The sequence below is a fragment of the Anaerovibrio lipolyticus DSM 3074 genome, from assembly GCF_900141865.1.
GTDB classification, from domain to species: Bacteria; Bacillota; Negativicutes; order Selenomonadales; family Selenomonadaceae; genus Anaerovibrio; species Anaerovibrio lipolyticus.
In genome coordinates, this window is sequence record NZ_FQYW01000010.1 from 57,052 (window position 1) to 74,321 (window position 17,270).

Consider the following 17,270-nt stretch of genomic DNA (forward strand, 5'->3'; position numbering starts at 1 on the left):
CTTATGCCTATAATATATTCAAAACCTACTCAGCCACAGACAGATGCTGCTGATCATCTAATTTAAAAGCATCCCCATAGGCAGAATATGCTATCTCCTGGGCTCCAAAGCAAAAGTCCTGGGATGATGAATAAATATAGGCATCTCTCGGCTCCCTAATACCACCATTTTTAATGGCTTTAATCTGCTGCAGTGATGGGTCCTTGGTATACTGATCCTTAAATGCCTGATTATCAAAGGAACCATGGGCGGAATAGCTTGGAAGCAAAATAATATCAGGGTCTATCTTTAAAAGCATTTCCTTGGTGAGCTTCACCCCACGTTTTAACCCAGCCTCAGAAAGACCATTTATAACCCCAGCCCACTTGCATTCATCATCATAAATGCAGTCCCTGCCACCATAATTCTGTACTACAGATATCAAGGCCACACGCTTTCGCTGGTCAGCAGGAACCTGTGCATCTATCTTTGCTTTAAGGGTATTTAATCGCTCCTCCATGAGAGTAATAAGCCTTTCGCCCTTTTCACCTTCTCCCAGAGCTGCAGCTATAAGACGAATATTATCTTTAATATCCCCAAGATTTTTGGAGCCCTTTACTACCACCACATTAATTCCCATATCCCGCAGGGACTGAACGTAATCAAGATTTCCCCAATCGGCTGCTATCACCAGGTCCGGCTGCAAAGCGATGATTTCTTCCAGCTTCGGATGTCTTACCTTATTGGGAATCTGCTTGGCCAGCTCCACCACATTGGAACTGGCTGGATCATCAAGATTTGTATTGCAGGCAATCATTCGTTCAGGCTTAACCAAGCCCAGCACAATATTGTCAGTACCAATAGTCATAGTGACAATTCTCGAAGGCTTTTCCTTAAAGTGAATTACTGTACCATGAATGTCAGTAACTTCATATTCCCCACCTTTAGACGCACTATCATTACCGCAACCAGACATAACCAATGACATCAATGCAATTAACAACAGTAGAATAAATTTTATGTTTAATGCTATTTTCATGTAATATCTCCCCTGTTTATCCTTGGCAAACGACAACAATGCACAATAAAAAAAACGGTTAGAAAAAATCCGAACCGTTTTAAATCGCACAAAAAAATAGCTTTTCATGCCATAATGGCAGAAAAGCAAGATTAAGAGCAAAATAGCCTTAAATCCCCTTCCTGTCGCTCGCAGGTCAAAACGGTGATTTATAAACAGGCAGTTCTCCTGACTTGATTCATAGCTCTGCTACACGCCTTCCCAGATTACATTAACCGTAACCCAGTGACAAATTCTATAGCTTCGCTCCTCTTACAGTGGCGGGACCGTGCTGGACTTGACCAGCTTCTCTATTAAGCCTCACGGCACCTGTTTCAGTTTTATTAAATTTTGATTAAAATCAAACAACAACTAAAAGTATACTCTTTTTGTTATAATTGTCAATTATAATTACCAAAATAAATACTTATTAACTAAAATATCTTTATGGAATTATCATTAACCTTAAATAACAAATCATAATAATTTTAAATATCTTTTACGCACCATGAACTATCGTATATCCATATTCTTTCTCAATAAATAGAGAAAATATGGCGTCCCCAAAACAGCTGTCATTATTCCAACATTTATTTCACTATTTGGAAGCAGCATTCTGCCCACAGCATCACAAAATACCAGGAACACAGCTCCCCCCACCATACTTGCCGGTAATAGATGACGGTGATTTGGTCCCACCAGCATACGCATCATGTGAGGAATAATCAAGCCTACAAATCCAATACTGCCTGTAATACATACAGAGCTGGCCGTAGTCATGGTGGCCACAGCAAGCAAAATTAGCCTGAATTTCGTAACATTCATCCCCACTGCCTTGGCCTCTGCTTCACCTAGAGCAAGAATATTCAGGTGTCTTGCCATAAGCATCATAATGATTATTCCCAAACTTATAGGTACAACACCCATAAATACATGCTCCCAACGGCGATAATCAAGACTGCCAATAGTCCAGAACAGGTACTGCTGAACCTTGTGATCGTCCATTATCGTCAGCATGGCGGCTGTCAAGGCACTAAATAGCATTCCTACCACCACACCAGCCAAAAGCAATGTCAATACAGGTATACGTCCATGTCGTGTGGCAAGACCTATGGTAAGGGACACCGCAATTACAGCACCAATAAAAGCAGATATTGGAAGGCCAACGAGGCTGGTACTGTTAATTCCAATAATAATTGCTATTACGGCCCCAAAGGTGGCACCACTGGACACACCAATAATACCAGGATCTGCCAGCGGATTACTGAACAAGCCCTGCAGCACTGCCCCGGAGGCAGCTAATCCGGCTCCTACCAAAAGCCCGACTACAGTTCTAGGGGAACGGATAAACATCAGCACAGCCTCCTGCTGCTCTGTTACATTTATATTTTCAAGGAACGGAAGGCCCATTTTATGAAAAAACCACGCCACCACCTGCATAAAGCTCAAATCATATTGTCCTGCAGACAGGGAGGTGCAGATTACCAATAAAAGAGCCACAAACAAAATAACGGCTATGAGCTTGTGATGATAATTATTCATACGCTACCGCCTTTCCGTGATTATGTTTGTCACCAATTATCGTTTTAATGAGCTCTTTTTTCCTGCTATCATCAGGGGCAGGAACCGTAAAAATATCCACATGGCCAGTTTCCTTATTTATTAAAGAACGTATATCCACCCCATAGGCCTCAGTAAGCAGTTCGTCAGTAAGTACATCCCCAGGATTGCCATCAGCAATAATGTTCCCTTCTTTTAATAGCATAAGCCTGGAGCAATATCGGGCCGCCAAATTCAGTTCATGAACCACCATGATAACCGTCTTGCCATATTTACACATTTCCTGACAAAAACGGAATATCTCCTCCTGATAAAATAAATCCAATCCCGATGCCGGCTCATCCAAAAACAATACATGGGTCTGCTGTGCCAGTACCTTGGCGAGATAAACACGCTGCCTCTGTCCTCCAGACATGGCTCTGATAGGTGTATTAGCCAGCTCCATGACTCCGGTATATTGCATGCAGGCATCCACAATGTCTGCGTCACTATCGCTGCTCTGCTCCCACCATTTCTTATATGGATACCTTCCCGCCATTACCATATCTCTGGCAGTATAATCAAAGGTCATTTCCACCTGCTGCTGAAGATAGGCAATCTGAACTGCCAGCTCCCGCTGTGAATAGCTTTTCAGCTCCTTGCCAAATAAGGTAATACTCCCCTTTACCAAGGGTAAAAAGCCTCTAAGTGATTTCAACAGGGTACTTTTACCGGCACCATTTTTGCCAATAATACCAATAAATTCACCAGGATTCACATCAAAGGAAGCGTTGGTTATTATTATATTCTTGTCATAACCAGTAGTTATGTTTTTAACACTTAATATTTTTTTCATTAATGACATCATCACCTATTATATTGTTTTAAACTCAAACTTCATTTTAAAACATCCAATAGTTTTAAGTATACTTTTTATAACGCCATTGTTCAAATTTTTCTTCTTTAGAAGAAAAATCATCCAATTAGCGTTTCAACGAGCAGGGAGATATGCTCACCAGCTGTTGTAGTTTCTTTTCCCCCACCTAAAGAGGAAGGGGACATCTTAAAGCTCGTTATATTGTATATGTCAAACGATATCAATAAAAGATAGGGTTAAATCCTTGCAGATGAAAAAAATATATGAATTTCTCCCTTATCAGTTCTAAATATTTCAGCTTTAACACCATATATGTCTTTTATCATTTCACTGGTAAATATGTTTTCAGGAGTACCAATTCCTTTTATTCTTCCATCCTTTAATACCACTATACGGTCACAATACATAGCAGCAATATTTAAATCATGGATTGCTGCTATAGTTGTACATTTGGTACTTTTCACCAGTGACATTAATTGTAGTTGATATTTAATATCAAGATGATTAGTAGGTTCATCCAATATTAAGGCATCTGTATTCTGTACAAGGGCTCTGGCCAAAATCACCCGTTGCCGTTCACCACCGGACAATGTGTTAAAGTGGCGGTCCTCATAACCATCAAGTCCAACCCGTTTTAAAGCATCAGCCGCCATTAAATAATCTTCTCTACTATTCCGTTCTAATATACTTTTATGGGGTGCTCTCCCCATAATAACTACATTTTCCACAGTGAAATCAAACGAAAAGTCATTATGCTGGGCTACAACACTAATTTGTCTGGCTGTTTCCCTATAGGACCTTTCTTTTATATTTATGCCATCGAAAAAAATGGCACCATTATCAGGCTTCAAAACTCTATATATGGTCTTTAACAAGGTTGATTTTCCACTGCCATTAGGACCAATAATTCCTAATAATTCACCAGGGTTAACAATAAAATTAAGTGCATTTATAATTTTTTTATTTCCCAGACTGACATCCAAATTATCAATTTTAATTTCCATTTATGATTACCTCCCAAATCCATACGCCTTGCGAATAATCATATAAACAAAGCAAGGCGCACCAATAAGAGAAATAATAATACCCACAGGGATTTCAGTATGTTCAATCAATGAGCGACATACTACATCTGCCAAAACCAATAAAATTGCCCCCATTAATCCTGACATTGGAAGCAAAAAACGATGTTCAGTGCCTATTGCGATTCTGGCAACATGAGGAACCAGCAAGCCAACAAATCCTATCATACCAGCCGAATAAACAATAAACCCAACCATCAATGAGCTTATTAACATATATATCTGGCGATATTTTCTTATATCAATACCTAAAGTGATTGCTGTTTCATCCCCAAACAACATCATATCTAATACCCTATTCTGTATTACAAAAAATAGAATACCACAAATGATTATTGCAGAAACAACAGGTAAAGATAACCAATCAGCACCAGCAAAGCTTCCCATCAGCCAAAAGGTTATTGTTTGTATGCCATCTTTGTCTTGGGCAAAATACACAACAAAACTGGATAATGCCGAACATACCATACTTAGTGCCATACCTATCAGCAATAGCTTCACAGCATTTACTCCGCCACCAATATTTGCCAACAACAATACAAGTACAGATACTCCCAAGGCTCCTAAAAACGCTGCAACACCAATGAAGTTACTAAAAACTCCACTGCCTAATCCCAATAATATAGCCACCGTAGCCCCCAGAGATGCTCCTGAAGAAATACCCATTATATAAGGATCTGCTAAAGGATTTTTTATTATAGCCTGCATTACTACACCACACACCGCCAATCCTGCACCTGCAATACATGCCAACAATACCCGCGGAATTCGTAATATCCAGATAATATCATGAAGAGGTCCCTGTCCAGGAGCATCTACTGATTTATCACTTATTATTCCATTTATCACGGTTTGCCAAATATCCTGTAAAGATAAGTCAACAGAGCCTAGCAATAAAGACAAAAAAAGTTCTACAACCAGTACCATTGCCAAGATGAAAATTAGAATATATTTTTTATTACAATTCATTCTTGCCTCCAAACAAATCAGGATAAAGGCCTGCCGCCATCAAACATATACCGTCATATGTTCTTGTGGCACTACCGTAAACCGAATACAATGGCAGATTATAAACCCGCTTATTTTTTATAGCTGAAATATCCTGCAATGCAGGCTTTGACAAAAAATCATATGTTATCTTATCTGCATTGGCATAATTAAATTCAGAATATACCATAAAAATCACATCAGGATTTGCTTCTATCATTTCTTCATAACTGATAGTTTTTCCAGTCTGAATCAGCTCACCATTTACCTGCTGCAATATATCACCAGCCAAAGAATTAGAACCATAAACCATGTAATTATCTTTCATCTGCTCAATAATTATGGTTCGGGGGTGATTATAATCTTTAGTTGCTTGTTGTACTGATGCAATTTTATTTTTCATTCCATTGACCAATTCAATGGCCTTCTGTTTTTTCCCAATTATTTTACCTATATCCAATATATAATTATATTCATCTTCAATAGTTCTTTCCTTTTTCCCAGGCATTGTATTGGCTGCATAATATGTATTTATATTACGTCCGTGCCAAAAACTGGTCGGCTTTGTTGTTTTCTCAGAAAAGGTTGAGCTCCATGCCAATATAAAGTCAGGCTCAAGCATAAGGATGTGTTCTGTATCAAGCAGCTGAAACTGTTTTATTGGTATTTTTTCATATTCATCCCTATATTCCGGCCTTAGGCAATCAGTGTAGGGCACACCTAAAGCCGCTACAATCTTATCTCCAGCTCCTAAGGCCAAGAGGGTTTCCACAGAGTTTTGCCATACAGCTACAATTCGATCCGGGGATTTTTTAAAATGTAATTCTATAGGATGACCACCAGTAGCAAAATTATCTACAACAATTTCACCTTCTAAACCACCGATGGGATTTTCTGATTGTACATCAGAAGATGATCTGGCACATCCAGATAATAATATTGTCACAGATAACATTATTAATAATGATTTTATCCCCTTACTCATTTTTTGCTCCTAAATGTAAGGCGGCATCAAAGCCGCCTTACACAATATAATTTCTTAGAATGAATATTTAACACCAAACATAAAGTTTCTGCCCATTTCTGGCAATGCTCCAGTGCTATAGCTTGCCAATGCCTTAGTTTCATACGCAGCATTGGTAATATTATTTACATTTAAGTAAAGCTGTAAATCCTTGTTTAACCGATAGTTAAGAGCAAGATCCCACACATTAAAGCTGCCAGAAGTAAAATACCGTGTGTCATTACCGGAATAAATGCTACATGCCAAATCAGCAAACCACTTTTCCTTGTCGTAGGTTAAATGAAATCTATATACATTCCGTGGACGGAACTTGTTGATCATCATATCATCAGTAGTCCCATCAGGGTTAATATGGGTATTTTTAGCATGATAGTTCTCATTTACCCAGCTATAGGTACCACTGAAAGACCAGTTATCGTCAAACTTATGGGTAAAGCCAAGATTCATTGATCGCTTCATACGGGAAGCATTTACTGCCTTGGTCTGCCATTTGCCGGTAGCCTCATTAAGAACACTATATCTGGCAATAGCATTGGTCATATCGGTAACTGCATAGTTAATTTCCACAGAATCCTTATCACTTAATCTTTTGCTTAAACCTACATTCCAGTTCCAGCCCTTTTCATCCTGCAGCTTATCGTACTCAGCCTGACGTGACAAATCAAAGGAGGTCACTGGCCTGAAAATTTGACTGGCAGATGCATAAAGGTTGGTAGTACTGTCAAAATCATAGCTGTTATACAGGGAGAAGGTAAACTGATTACTGCTGCTAATCTTTGTTCCAGCATATTCACCTTCGCTATAATAAGAATAATTTATACCAGGAGTAACCGTATACTTATGACTTACCTTGATTTTATCCTGGGCATATATATTCCACGACTTTCTGTCAGCTTCTTTATCTTCCCTGCCATCAGAATATTTATAGTAGCTGAAAGCATATCTGGCACCATAGGTCAGGCTGTTGTTACCAATATGATTTGCCAATTGTACAGCAATCCCCTTAGTCTCCTCGGTATCACGATGTGAATTTGCTGAATCCTTGGCTGCATCCCAAAATTCATTAAGATAAGTATATGGCACATTCCAAATAGAGGAATAATCCACCATATTATACTTGGATGTATTACGGAAAATTCTCACATAGCTTTCAGCATTTTCATCTGTCTTATTAAATACATACTTTGCAGACATTCGTTGAGTTCTGACCTCATCATAGGAGCCTAACCAGGCATCATAAAGAAAAATATTTCTATAGCCGGGCACTTTACTGCTTAAACCAGTATATCTATGGGTTATCGGATCAATAGCAGCCATTGTTCCGTTATAAAAAGAATTGATATTAGCATAATCTGGCGCCGTTATTGGATAGTAAGCCAATTCATAAACATTACTATAGTCTAAAGTCAGACTTTGCTTTGCATCAAAGTCCTTGGTGATGTGAAAGTTTATATTTTCATCAACGTACCCTGTATTATTAAACGTATAATCCTTGCCAGTAGCAGCATCATGATATTTGCTGTCGCCACGTCTATCTCTGGAAATGCCAAAGGAATAACGTATTGAACCATTCTGGGCAGAACCAGTGTGGGTAAATGCGGTCTTAAAATGATTAAAGGAGCCACCAGCTATCTCCAAGGTACTTCTTGGCTTATCAGTACCTCTTCTGGTGATTATATTAAGTACACCACCGGCTGCATCTGCACCATAAATAGCTGCACCGGTACCTTTAATTACTTCGATTTGCTCCACATCATTAATACCCGGCAATGTATGAAGATCCACCTTTGCCTTAGTCCCGGCAAAGGCACTGGCATCATTATCTACACGTACACCATCAACCAGAACAACAATTCCATTTTCACCATTTATTGATAATTCCGAGTTAAATGAAGAATATCCATATTCTCCGCCCTTATACCCAGGAGTTGCAATTAATACACCTGGAACATTTTTGATGGCATCAGCAACAGAACTATAATTATGCTTTTCAATATCCTCACGAGTAATTACATTAGTGTCCCCCTTTGTTGTATATGGATTTTCAATTATAGGGTTTTCTTTATCACCATATACAACCACATCCTCATCGATTGGTTCCTCAGCAAATACACTATTGGAGCATGTAACCAAACAACACGCAACAATTAATGATAAATACTTTTTCTTCTTACTACTCATAACCTTCTCCTTCTCCACATAAAATAAAAAAAACGGTCATAGAATAATCCAGACCGCAAATCCCATAATAAACAAGAAAATAAAAAAACTTTTCAACCAATATGGAAGAAAAGACATATAAAACACTGCTATTACTAACAGGATGATATAATCCCTTCCCATCGCTCGTAGGAAAAAACGGTGATTGTTAAACAGGCAGTTCTCCTGACTTGATTCATAGCTCTGCTATATACCTTCCCAGATTTCTCCAGTGGCTAAAGCTATAGCTTCGCTCCTCTTACAGTGGCGTGACCGTGCTGGACTTGACCAGCTTCTCTATTAAGCCTCACGGCACCTGTTCCTAAATTATTAAATTTTGATTAAATACCAACAATATTTATTATACATTTTTAGTTATAATTGTCAAATCAAATTACTATAAGTTATATACTTAAACAAGTATCATCAAACTTGTTTAAGTAATATGATATAAATAAGTTGGCCTAAACTTGTTTAAGTAATATGATATAAATAAGTTGACCTAAACTTGTTTAAGTAATATGATATAAGCAAGTTTAGGTGGGGGGTGAGATGAAATGAAGTATAATTTTCCAGATGACTTAAAAGCAATCAGGGCAATATTAGGATTGACCCAGTCAGAGTTGGCATCACAAATAGGTATTGAACAAGTTACAATATCAAGAAATGAAATTGGCAAAACTACCCCTTCCGCCAAAATTCTGGAAACCATCTATGGCTATGCCTTTAAAAATAATATCAACTTAAATAAGCTGAAAGAAATGCTATGGCTTGATAACCTGTCTCCCAATCATAAACTTCTATTTCATGGAGCCAAAAGTGAAATTGTAGGAAATATAGACCTTCAAAAAAGTCGTCGAAACAATGATTTTGGGCAAGGATTTTATACAGGTGAAAAATACGAACAGGCCATATCCTTTATTTCAGGCTTTGATAAATCCTGTGTTTATCTGATAGATTTTTTTGATACAGGTCTGACACATAAACAATATAGCGTTGACCAGGAATGGATGATGACAATAGCCTACTATCGAGGGGCGTTAGATGAATATAAAAATCATCCCATAATAAAAAAGTTGGCTGAAGAATCAAGATTTTACGATTATATCATTGCCCCTATAGCAGATAACAGGATGTTCCAGATAATAAATTCATTCATATACGGAGAAATAACTGATGAACAATGCAAGCATTGTCTTGCTGCAACCAATTTGGGATACCAGTATGTATTTCTTACCGAAAAATCACTAGGAAATTTAAAGCTAATTGAAAAATGTTATGTTTCAAACAATGAGCGAAATCATTACAAAAACATACGGTCAGCCGATACCAAGCTTGGTGATGATAAAGTTAAATTAGCCCGAATAAAATACAGAGGCAAAGGGCATTATATTGATGAAATACTTAAATAATCAGGTGGTGATGATACCATGAAGAAGATAGACAAAAGCGGACTTATATTATGTGAATTACAGGCTAAAACCTTTGAATTATCAGCTGAGTCCTTATCTATGAGTTCAGAGATTTTCATACGAAGATTTATGAACAGTCAAATATCCAAAGTTTTGGATAGTGGTGATATCTTGGAAACCAATATCCAGGCCAATGATTTATTGGAAAGAGTTGAGGAACAATATGGTCCATCCAATTACGGGAAAACAAAATTTTCTGCTGATGAATTATATTGGATAGGATATATTTACCGATACTTTTCCTACACATACGAGAAATCATCCCTACAGGTTTACAAAATCGTAAAACCTAAAGAACTTCGTCAATTATATTTACCATACCACACTATAGATCCGGCTCAAGCCATTGAACGAATATTAGAAGCTCATAATCAAAAACTAGACGAAGATGAGGAAATATATAGACAGTTACAGATACTAAAAACAATACGAGAAAAAAGCGCAGACTACTAAAGCCTGCGCTTTTGTGTACCTTATTAAACGTCAGTTGTAATTTCTCCATTTTTGATGGTAAACTGAACCATCTGTGAGAAAGAGCTGTCACCGGTAGGACTTACGAACTCGAAGAAATAGCCATAGAGTCCATCCCCTGTTTCAGCGTCATCAAATACAGGGTTACTGCCAATAGTAAAGGTTTCAGCCTCCACTGGAACATACTCATTTGTGTTAGAAGAAAGAGGCATAGCATAGTGAATAGTAGTAATGGTGTCACCTGCTTTTAGCTTCATAAAGTGACGATCACCCATACCATTATCATCTATACCCTTCCAGGCACCAATGATATGATATTTTTCATCGTTGTATGTATAGGAAACCTGCAAATTACATTCCACACCATTTAACTTTATAGGAATGGAATAAATGTTATAATTATCCTCCTCTGTGGTGATTTCCACATACACAGGATGTCCATCCAGCATTGGCCATTTACCATAGAAATTGTCCTTAAAAATACCACTGTCCCAATCACCGATTATATTGGAATCACTGCCAAGGGCCAACAAGATATCTTCTTTTTCATCAATATATACCAGCTGACAATGAACTGCTGAAAGCATATCCATCTGTTGCTCAGATAAAGAAACATAGGAAATACCCGCATTATCTATGTACACTGGAGTATCCTCCAGCTGGGATACATCACAAAGCTTTTGAGATGGCTGAGCTGGTAGAACAGGCACCGTTACGCTGCTCTGGTTACCCGCTAAAACTTCATCTGCTTCCTCCGGCCATTCACCACTGAGCAAATAATAATACAAACATTTATGAGCAAAAGAAGCTGCGTCCTGGGCAACATAACTGGAATAATTATCCACATCACCATCATAAGGATAGTAGCCGGATAATCCGCTTCCTCTCCGACGGTATTTGCCCTGAACCTTATATACAACTGCATTGTCAATAGAATTCATCAACTGTGGGGCTGTCCTCGGCATAATATGCTGAGCCCTATAGGCCAAATCACCAAGATCCACCATATTGGAATACCCCTGTTCCCTGGTGTTGCCGCCATAATTTTCTGCCCGCTGTGCATCACGTCCAAAGTCGGAGAAAAATTTCTGAGGATTATTCTTGGCCTGAGTAAGTGCTTCTACACCAAAGGATTCATAAGCTGATTTTACAGCTGGAACCCTGGACAAATCGACTACGGAAAGAGTAGCTGTTTCCTCAGTACCATATTCCTCACAGCCAATCATATAGCTGTCACAAATAGACCTGCCCAAAGTAGCACCATCCATGGCAGGATTTTGGGCAAGAGCCTCGACCCAACCAGTATAATTCCAACCATTACCAGGCTCAATTTCCTCAGAAGCTGTCATGTATCTGGATATACCATTAAGCATATTTGCCACATCGTAAGTACTCATCAAACAGGCATCAAATCCCACCAATTCAAACGGAGGAGTTCCTTGAGAAGTGCCATAGACATCTGTAAACGCATTCTGTATATCATTTAAATTAAGGGTATTATCGGTTCGTTCATCCACGCAAACACCGCCTGTGGTGCCGCCACCATGGTTCCAAAATACAAATACCCTGTGATCAGCAGGAAAATTATCCTTGCCGAACTGCAAAAAATTCTGAAGGGTATTCTTGTCGCCCATATCAGCATCAGGTGCCAGCTCTAGCTCATGCAAACCACTGGAATCATAGAGATAACGACCGATTACATTATTCCCCATAACATCATTTTGCCATTCATAGCTTCCTCCGGTCTGAAAAACAACCTTTACATTTGGAGGAAGATTTACATCCAACAGCTCCTCTATATCGGTTGTGGCAGATCCATACTCTGTCTCCAGATCCGAGCCACAAATATACCAATACACCACCCAGTTATCACTGGAATTATAAGCATAAGGATTAGCATAGGCCCGTTCATAAGAGCCATTGGACCCCAGTCCCGTCAATATGACGGCAACCATAATAATCCACGAAACAAGGAATTTTCTAAAGTATCGCCAAATATCAACCTTCATTTTTCCACCTCGATTTTTCAATCCACTTACTAAAAATCTATATTAGTATTATAACGCCATTGTTCAAATTTTTCTTCTTTAGAAGAAAAATCATCCAATTAGCGTTTCAACGAGCAGGGAGATATGCTCACCAGCTGTTGTAGTTTGTTTTCCCTCACCTAAAGAGGAAGGGGACATCTTAAAGCTCGTTATACGATAAAAATACAATAAAAACACCCACCAGAAAATACTGGCAGGTGCTTAACTTAAAATATTAAGAAGGTTAAATTTTACTCAACAACCCAAACGTCGCCGTCCTCGTCCACGAGAACATCACCGGACTCTACAGGCTCATCCACAATAAGCTCAACTTCCTCATCCATTAAAGCGTAGTTGGAAGAAGTTACGTTGCAGTCCAAAGAAGCTGCGCTAGCCATCTGAGCGCCCAAAGCAAATACCATAGCTGCCAAAATCATACTAAACTTTTTCATATTATAATCTCCTCTCAATTCGTAAAACTACTTTTACCTTTTTCATACCATGACAGTGTCTCAAAGAATCATAAAATTACAAACCGTTTACAAACTTCTTCAGGCCTTCAACATCAACTGGAGCCCAATACATCTTGCCATCGTCACCCTTTACGATTTCGCACTTGCACTCATAGGTCTGACCCATCTTGAGTGGGAACTCGTTGATGTAGTTCTCAATGCACTCCAGAGTAGCCTTCTGGAAATCCGGATCCTGCTTGAACTGCTCAACAGTATAGCCATTAGCCTGCAGGGTACCCAATACAACGCCAAGAGCAATAATATCCTCATTAGTTTCAGCCAGCTTTGCAGCACCTGCCTGATCAAGAACATTTGCTGTTACCTCTACTACAGGATGCTCAGCATCATCTGTCTTTATCTTGGTCTTAATCTGCATAGCTGCCTTCATCTTGGTGATGTATGTAGCAGTGATATCCTCAACATTTGCATCATTCAGTGGGAACTTAGCAAAAGCCTTCAGCAAATCGCCAATTACTGCCTCCTGAATCTGCTCCTCCTGAGCCTTTGTCATACCAGTTGCTGCCATGCTATCTGATACGCCATAGGCCATTATCTCAGAATAGCCTAAAACAGCCTTGTCGGCACTGTCCTTTGGCTTCTCCGTGCCGCAGCCCGCGATAGCGAAAATGGCAATCAAAGCCACCAACCCTAACAGCAATTTTTTCATCATTTTCTTTTTCCTCCCTGAACTTGAATATTATTTCCCATCATGGTATTGTCTACTCAGGAGAAGAATATTCCCCCCCACTAGACAACTTAATTTTAAAAAAATATTCAATCAATTTCAACGACTTTGCAAAAAGTGGTCGATTTTTGCAAAAAGTGGTCGATTTTTAGACCAATTGACTTTTTTTCTATGATTTTTTTGTTATAGAACGAGCAATCAAAAGCTAATTTCTATTAAAGAGGTTCGTGATGGATAATCTTATTATTCCAATATGTATTTTAATAACTGTGCTCCAGGTAGCTCATACATATCTCAGATTTTTGGCGTTTAAAAAAGAAATGAACCAAGAGGATATCCAGCGCCTATGGTATTCAGTGACTGGCTTTGCCGTCCTAAGCTGCTTTATTTATTACAACATTTTAAATGATTTAGTTCTTAGTACCATTACATATAAGACCCTGCTCATTCTTGGCTGGATTCCCTATTTTTTTATTTTTCTTCTGGCGATCCCCCGTCATATTTCCCTTCATATCTTTGTACTGGGAATGTCCGGAATATGGAGCTTTTTCCTTTATACCCTCAGCAGCTTTATCCTAATTATTTTTTTCAATGATTTGCATTATATACTGACTACACTGCTTTTCACCTTAATAAACATCCTGCTGTTTGTTCTGCTGCTTCCTATAGAGCGGCGTATTTTCTCCCGGCTTCTGCCACTTGAGGAGTTCTTTCGGGATAAAAATATTGGTCTTTATATTGCCAGTCTGCCTCTTTCAATTTTCATTGCTCACATAATTATGACCATTGACAATACCCTTTTATCTTCATGGGAGCAACGTTTATCCAGATTTTATCTTCCCCTTGTTTTCCTATGTTGTTATCACTATGTTCAAATCGCTGCAAAGCAATACAACGAAAAAAAGCTGCTGCTGATTGACAATCAACAGCTGTCTAATGAGATGGTTTCCTTGATAGAACATCGTCTTATGCTACAAAAAAATAAAACCATGATAAAAAGGTTCCGGCAGAGCTTTCTTGCCAGCTATGACCGACTACTGGACATGGTTGATGCCCAAAGAGGGGACGAGATAAAAGCATTTCTGGAAAAACAGGAGCAAAAGCTGCCCTCTGCCGTCATTCTTTCATATTCTGATTCGCCAATTATCAACACCGCCATTTCCATTTACAATTCCCGAACCCAAAAGCTGGGAATAAAGTTTATTCCAAAGGTCAATCTGCCTGCTAATTTCAATACTGATGAAAATGACTTGAGCATATTGCTGTCCAATCTGCTGGAAAACTCCCTTCAGGCCTGCATCAAGGAGCAGAAGAAGGGGTATAATAATCTCGAAATATCGCTTAAAATACAACATAACGGCCAGCAATGTGTAATATCCATAACCAATCCATGCTCCACGCCTATTAATCTTGACGAGGAGGGACTGCCCCGTGCCACCAGAGAAGGACATGGCATTGGTATGGTGTCCCTGAAAATGTTTTTGGAAAAGTATCATGGTTATGCCACCTTTACCCAAAATAATAATCAGGTAAGTATGTTCTTATATTGGAGGAATGATATATCATGCTAGCATTCTCCTACGCCCTTTTGGTTACCATAATACAATTGGCGGGAGCTTATATACGATATTTGCCCTTCAGCCAGATTATGGAACGAAAAGAAGCTAGTGCCTTATGGCGCAATATGCTGATATGGAGCGTTTTCGGACTGCTTATTAATTTTTCAGTTACCTATTCACTGGGAATAACTATGGCAACATATAAGCTGCTCTTTTTCTTTGGTATGACTCCATATTTAGTTATCTCAGTAATTCATATCCCCCACCGTTTGCCACAGCATCTTTTTGTATTGGGTATTCAGGCTCTCTACGCCTTTATGCTCCATTCCAGCTCCGGAATTATCCTAACGCTGATTTATTCCAACATGACAGCCATATTGCTGCCACTACAACTCACTTTGTGGATATTCCTGTTTTTGCTTATATATCCTTGGGGGCAAAAGCTATTTACCAGTCTTTTGCCAGACGAGCAATTTGTATCCGACACCAGGCTTCGCTGGTATATAGCATTTTTACCTATTTCCTTCTATGTGGGATGTTTGATATCTATATCCAATGTGACCTTCCTGCCAGAATTAAGTGACCGTTTAAGCCGACTGGCCATTCCTCTGTTCTTCTTCATTGTCTATTTCATTGTGCATTACAATTCCAGTGAAGAACAACAGCACAAAAAGCTAATGGAAAACAAGGAACGACTTACAAAACAGCGTGAAAGTCTAAAGGAACACACAAAATTGATGCAGGAAAATGAAAAAGCCCTTTCCGTATTACGCCACGATATGCGTCACAGCTACCGACTGATTTACGCCTTATTGGAAAAGGGTGACTACGACAGCATCAGAAATCATATTGCTGCCCAAAAGTCCCTGCTGGAGCATACCTCAGAAAACACCAAATAACATAAAAAAACAAGACCTTATCTGCCGGAACTAACAGATAAGGTCATTTTTTATTACTTCACTTGTTGATTATATGGTTCATATATGCCACCTTTACATCCTGACGCTTACGACGGCTTATAGAAAGCTCAGAGCCATCAGTCATACGAAAGGACTCTAATTCCATATTCTCCACATAGTCCATGTTGAGAATCATTCGATGATTGAACTCCAAAAAGCGCTCATCCTTCAGCAATATATCACATGCCTCCCCATAAGACATAAGTGACACCAGGACTTTATTATCCAAATGAAAATTTATATTATGGGAATCAAAGACATCAATGTAAATTATGTCACTATAAGAAATATCTATAGGAGATCCATTGACCTTTAAGGTTATGCCACCTTTCTTTTTTAGCAATTTCGGGAAAATAAAATCAAAGGTCTCGGTAAATTCCTTCTGGTGCTCTGCCAATGGCTTTATGAAATATCCTATGGCAAATACCCGATACCCCTCAAGGATATGTTCATCGCTGGAGGTTAAAAATATAATGCTGACCTCGCTATCAGATTCACGGATTTTCTTGGCCGTTTCCAGACCGGTTATTCCCGTCATATAAATATCCAAAATAACCAGGTCAAAGGTACCGGCATCGTATTTCGCCAGCAAAGCCTCACCACTATCAAAGGTCGTGATGTGAACAGAGCTTTCCTCCAGGGAAAAATTTGTATGAATATAGTTTTGGCAATATGTTAGGACATCATTACGGTCTTGCTCATTATCGTCAACAATGGCAATATTCATAATTATATGCTCCCTGCTTTATCAAAATTATCTGGGTAAACAGAAAAACACCTACTTTATAAGTATTATTTTATAACAAAAAAAGGTTATTTTCTACTACCAGAGTCCATTTTC

General features: G+C 38.8%; 15 protein-coding genes and 2 riboswitches. Of the genes, 4 read left to right on the forward strand and 11 right to left on the reverse strand.

All coding sequences use genetic code 11. The annotated features are described in order from the left end of the window. Positions 1 to 25: 25 nt before the first annotated feature. The 7 genes from B6K08_RS06620 to B6K08_RS06650 all read right to left on the reverse strand — a co-directional run bounded on the left by B6K08_RS06620 (position 26) and on the right by B6K08_RS06650 (position 8,726). Positions 26 to 1,018 carry an ABC transporter substrate-binding protein gene (locus B6K08_RS06620; protein ID WP_052212341.1) on the reverse strand — a complete coding sequence of 331 codons (993 nt, stop codon included), beginning with the start codon at positions 1,016 to 1,018 and terminating at the stop codon, positions 26 to 28. Between the two features lie 180 nt (positions 1,019 to 1,198). Then, positions 1,199 to 1,385: riboswitch (cobalamin riboswitch) on the reverse strand. A gap of 164 nt (positions 1,386 to 1,549) precedes the next feature. Beyond that, complete coding sequence (locus B6K08_RS06625; protein ID WP_080325748.1) at positions 1,550 to 2,578, reverse strand: FecCD family ABC transporter permease; 1,029 nt, start codon at positions 2,576 to 2,578, stop codon at positions 1,550 to 1,552. Continuing rightward, a complete protein-coding gene (locus B6K08_RS06630) occupies positions 2,571 to 3,431 on the reverse strand; it encodes an ABC transporter ATP-binding protein (RefSeq protein ID WP_234985266.1) in 861 nt (286 codons plus the stop codon). Before B6K08_RS06630 ends, B6K08_RS06625 begins: the two co-directional genes overlap by 8 nt. 257 nt (positions 3,432 to 3,688) lie before the next feature. Then, entirely contained in the window at positions 3,689 to 4,456 is a 768-nt protein-coding gene (locus B6K08_RS06635) for an ABC transporter ATP-binding protein (protein ID WP_039210996.1), read from the reverse strand. 6 nt (positions 4,457 to 4,462) lie between these two features. Beyond that, positions 4,463 to 5,503, reverse strand: a complete 1,041-nt coding sequence (locus B6K08_RS06640) for a FecCD family ABC transporter permease (protein ID WP_039211000.1) — start codon at positions 5,501 to 5,503, stop codon at positions 4,463 to 4,465. After that, a complete protein-coding gene (locus B6K08_RS06645) occupies positions 5,493 to 6,506 on the reverse strand; it encodes an ABC transporter substrate-binding protein (RefSeq protein ID WP_052212489.1) in 1,014 nt (337 codons plus the stop codon). The genes B6K08_RS06640 and B6K08_RS06645 overlap by 11 nt, the downstream gene beginning before the upstream one ends. Positions 6,507 to 6,560: 54 nt before the next feature. Continuing rightward, a complete protein-coding gene (locus tag B6K08_RS06650; RefSeq protein WP_039211002.1) occupies positions 6,561 to 8,726 on the reverse strand; it encodes a TonB-dependent receptor plug domain-containing protein in 2,166 nt (721 codons plus the stop codon). A gap of 177 nt (positions 8,727 to 8,903) precedes the next feature. Further along, positions 8,904 to 9,079, reverse strand: a riboswitch (cobalamin riboswitch). Between the two features lie 222 nt (positions 9,080 to 9,301). Here B6K08_RS06650 and B6K08_RS06655 point away from each other — a divergent pair. Together B6K08_RS06655 and B6K08_RS06660 are read left to right on the forward strand one after the other, a co-directional pair. After that, complete coding sequence (locus B6K08_RS06655) at positions 9,302 to 10,156, forward strand: DUF3990 domain-containing protein (RefSeq protein WP_039211005.1); 855 nt, start codon at positions 9,302 to 9,304, stop codon at positions 10,154 to 10,156. Positions 10,157 to 10,174: 18 nt separating this feature from the next. Beyond that, positions 10,175 to 10,669, forward strand: a complete 495-nt coding sequence (locus B6K08_RS06660) for a hypothetical protein (protein ID WP_039211007.1) — start codon at positions 10,175 to 10,177, stop codon at positions 10,667 to 10,669. Positions 10,670 to 10,692: 23 nt separating this feature from the next. On the opposite strand, the gene B6K08_RS06665 is transcribed toward B6K08_RS06660, so the two are convergent. From B6K08_RS06665 to B6K08_RS06675, 3 genes are all read right to left on the reverse strand, one after another. Further along, positions 10,693 to 12,696 carry a clostripain-related cysteine peptidase gene (locus B6K08_RS06665; protein WP_039211009.1) on the reverse strand — a complete coding sequence of 668 codons (2,004 nt, stop codon included), beginning with the start codon at positions 12,694 to 12,696 and terminating at the stop codon, positions 10,693 to 10,695. 269 nt (positions 12,697 to 12,965) lie between these two features. After that, positions 12,966 to 13,166 (reverse strand): hypothetical protein, encoded by a 201-nt coding sequence (locus tag B6K08_RS06670; RefSeq protein ID WP_027397086.1) that lies wholly within the window; start codon positions 13,164 to 13,166, stop codon positions 12,966 to 12,968. Between the two features lie 76 nt (positions 13,167 to 13,242). Further along, positions 13,243 to 13,896: an LptM family lipoprotein gene (locus tag B6K08_RS06675; RefSeq protein ID WP_039211011.1), complete on the reverse strand. Its 654-nt coding sequence runs from the start codon at positions 13,894 to 13,896 to the stop codon at positions 13,243 to 13,245. A gap of 245 nt (positions 13,897 to 14,141) precedes the next feature. Between B6K08_RS06675 and B6K08_RS06680 the strand changes: the two genes are divergently transcribed. Together B6K08_RS06680 and B6K08_RS06685 are read left to right on the forward strand one after the other, a co-directional pair. Next, on the forward strand, positions 14,142 to 15,482 hold the full coding sequence (locus B6K08_RS06680; protein WP_080325749.1) for a GHKL domain-containing protein: 1,341 nt from the start codon (positions 14,142 to 14,144) through the stop codon (positions 15,480 to 15,482). Between the two features lie 77 nt (positions 15,483 to 15,559). Then, positions 15,560 to 16,369, forward strand: a complete 810-nt coding sequence (locus B6K08_RS06685; protein ID WP_159446727.1) for a hypothetical protein — start codon at positions 15,560 to 15,562, stop codon at positions 16,367 to 16,369. A gap of 58 nt (positions 16,370 to 16,427) precedes the next feature. On the opposite strand, the gene B6K08_RS06690 is transcribed toward B6K08_RS06685, so the two are convergent. Then, the gene (locus B6K08_RS06690) at positions 16,428 to 17,156 is read right to left on the reverse strand and encodes a LytR/AlgR family response regulator transcription factor (RefSeq protein ID WP_039211021.1); all 729 of its coding nucleotides are present in this window, start codon (positions 17,154 to 17,156) and stop codon (positions 16,428 to 16,430) included. Positions 17,157 to 17,270: the final 114 nt, after the last annotated feature.

What these genes read in the sequence shown, in the direction of transcription:
- B6K08_RS06680 (WP_080325749.1), top strand. Translation starts at nt 14,142, where the DNA reads ATGGATAATCTTATTATTCCAATATGTATTTTAATAACTGTGCTCCAG.
- B6K08_RS06655 (WP_039211005.1), top strand. Translation starts at nt 9,302, where the DNA reads ATGAAGTATAATTTTCCAGATGACTTAAAAGCAATCAGGGCAATATTA.
- B6K08_RS06650 (WP_039211002.1), bottom strand. Translation starts at nt 8,726, where the DNA reads ATGAGTAGTAAGAAGAAAAAGTATTTATCATTAATTGTTGCGTGTTGT.
- B6K08_RS06690 (WP_039211021.1), bottom strand. Translation starts at nt 17,156, where the DNA reads ATGAATATTGCCATTGTTGACGATAATGAGCAAGACCGTAATGATGTC.
- B6K08_RS06645 (WP_052212489.1), bottom strand. Translation starts at nt 6,506, where the DNA reads ATGAGTAAGGGGATAAAATCATTATTAATAATGTTATCTGTGACAATA.
- B6K08_RS06670 (WP_027397086.1), bottom strand. Translation starts at nt 13,166, where the DNA reads ATGAAAAAGTTTAGTATGATTTTGGCAGCTATGGTATTTGCTTTGGGC.
- B6K08_RS06665 (WP_039211009.1), bottom strand. Translation starts at nt 12,696, where the DNA reads ATGAAGGTTGATATTTGGCGATACTTTAGAAAATTCCTTGTTTCGTGG.
- B6K08_RS06675 (WP_039211011.1), bottom strand. Translation starts at nt 13,896, where the DNA reads ATGATGAAAAAATTGCTGTTAGGGTTGGTGGCTTTGATTGCCATTTTC.
- B6K08_RS06625 (WP_080325748.1), bottom strand. Translation starts at nt 2,578, where the DNA reads ATGAATAATTATCATCACAAGCTCATAGCCGTTATTTTGTTTGTGGCT.
- B6K08_RS06660 (WP_039211007.1), top strand. Translation starts at nt 10,175, where the DNA reads ATGAAGAAGATAGACAAAAGCGGACTTATATTATGTGAATTACAGGCT.
- B6K08_RS06630 (WP_234985266.1), bottom strand. Translation starts at nt 3,431, where the DNA reads ATGAAAAAAATATTAAGTGTTAAAAACATAACTACTGGTTATGACAAG.
- B6K08_RS06640 (WP_039211000.1), bottom strand. Translation starts at nt 5,503, where the DNA reads ATGAATTGTAATAAAAAATATATTCTAATTTTCATCTTGGCAATGGTA.
- B6K08_RS06685 (WP_159446727.1), top strand. Translation starts at nt 15,560, where the DNA reads ATGGAACGAAAAGAAGCTAGTGCCTTATGGCGCAATATGCTGATATGG.
- B6K08_RS06635 (WP_039210996.1), bottom strand. Translation starts at nt 4,456, where the DNA reads ATGGAAATTAAAATTGATAATTTGGATGTCAGTCTGGGAAATAAAAAA.
- B6K08_RS06620 (WP_052212341.1), bottom strand. Translation starts at nt 1,018, where the DNA reads ATGAAAATAGCATTAAACATAAAATTTATTCTACTGTTGTTAATTGCA.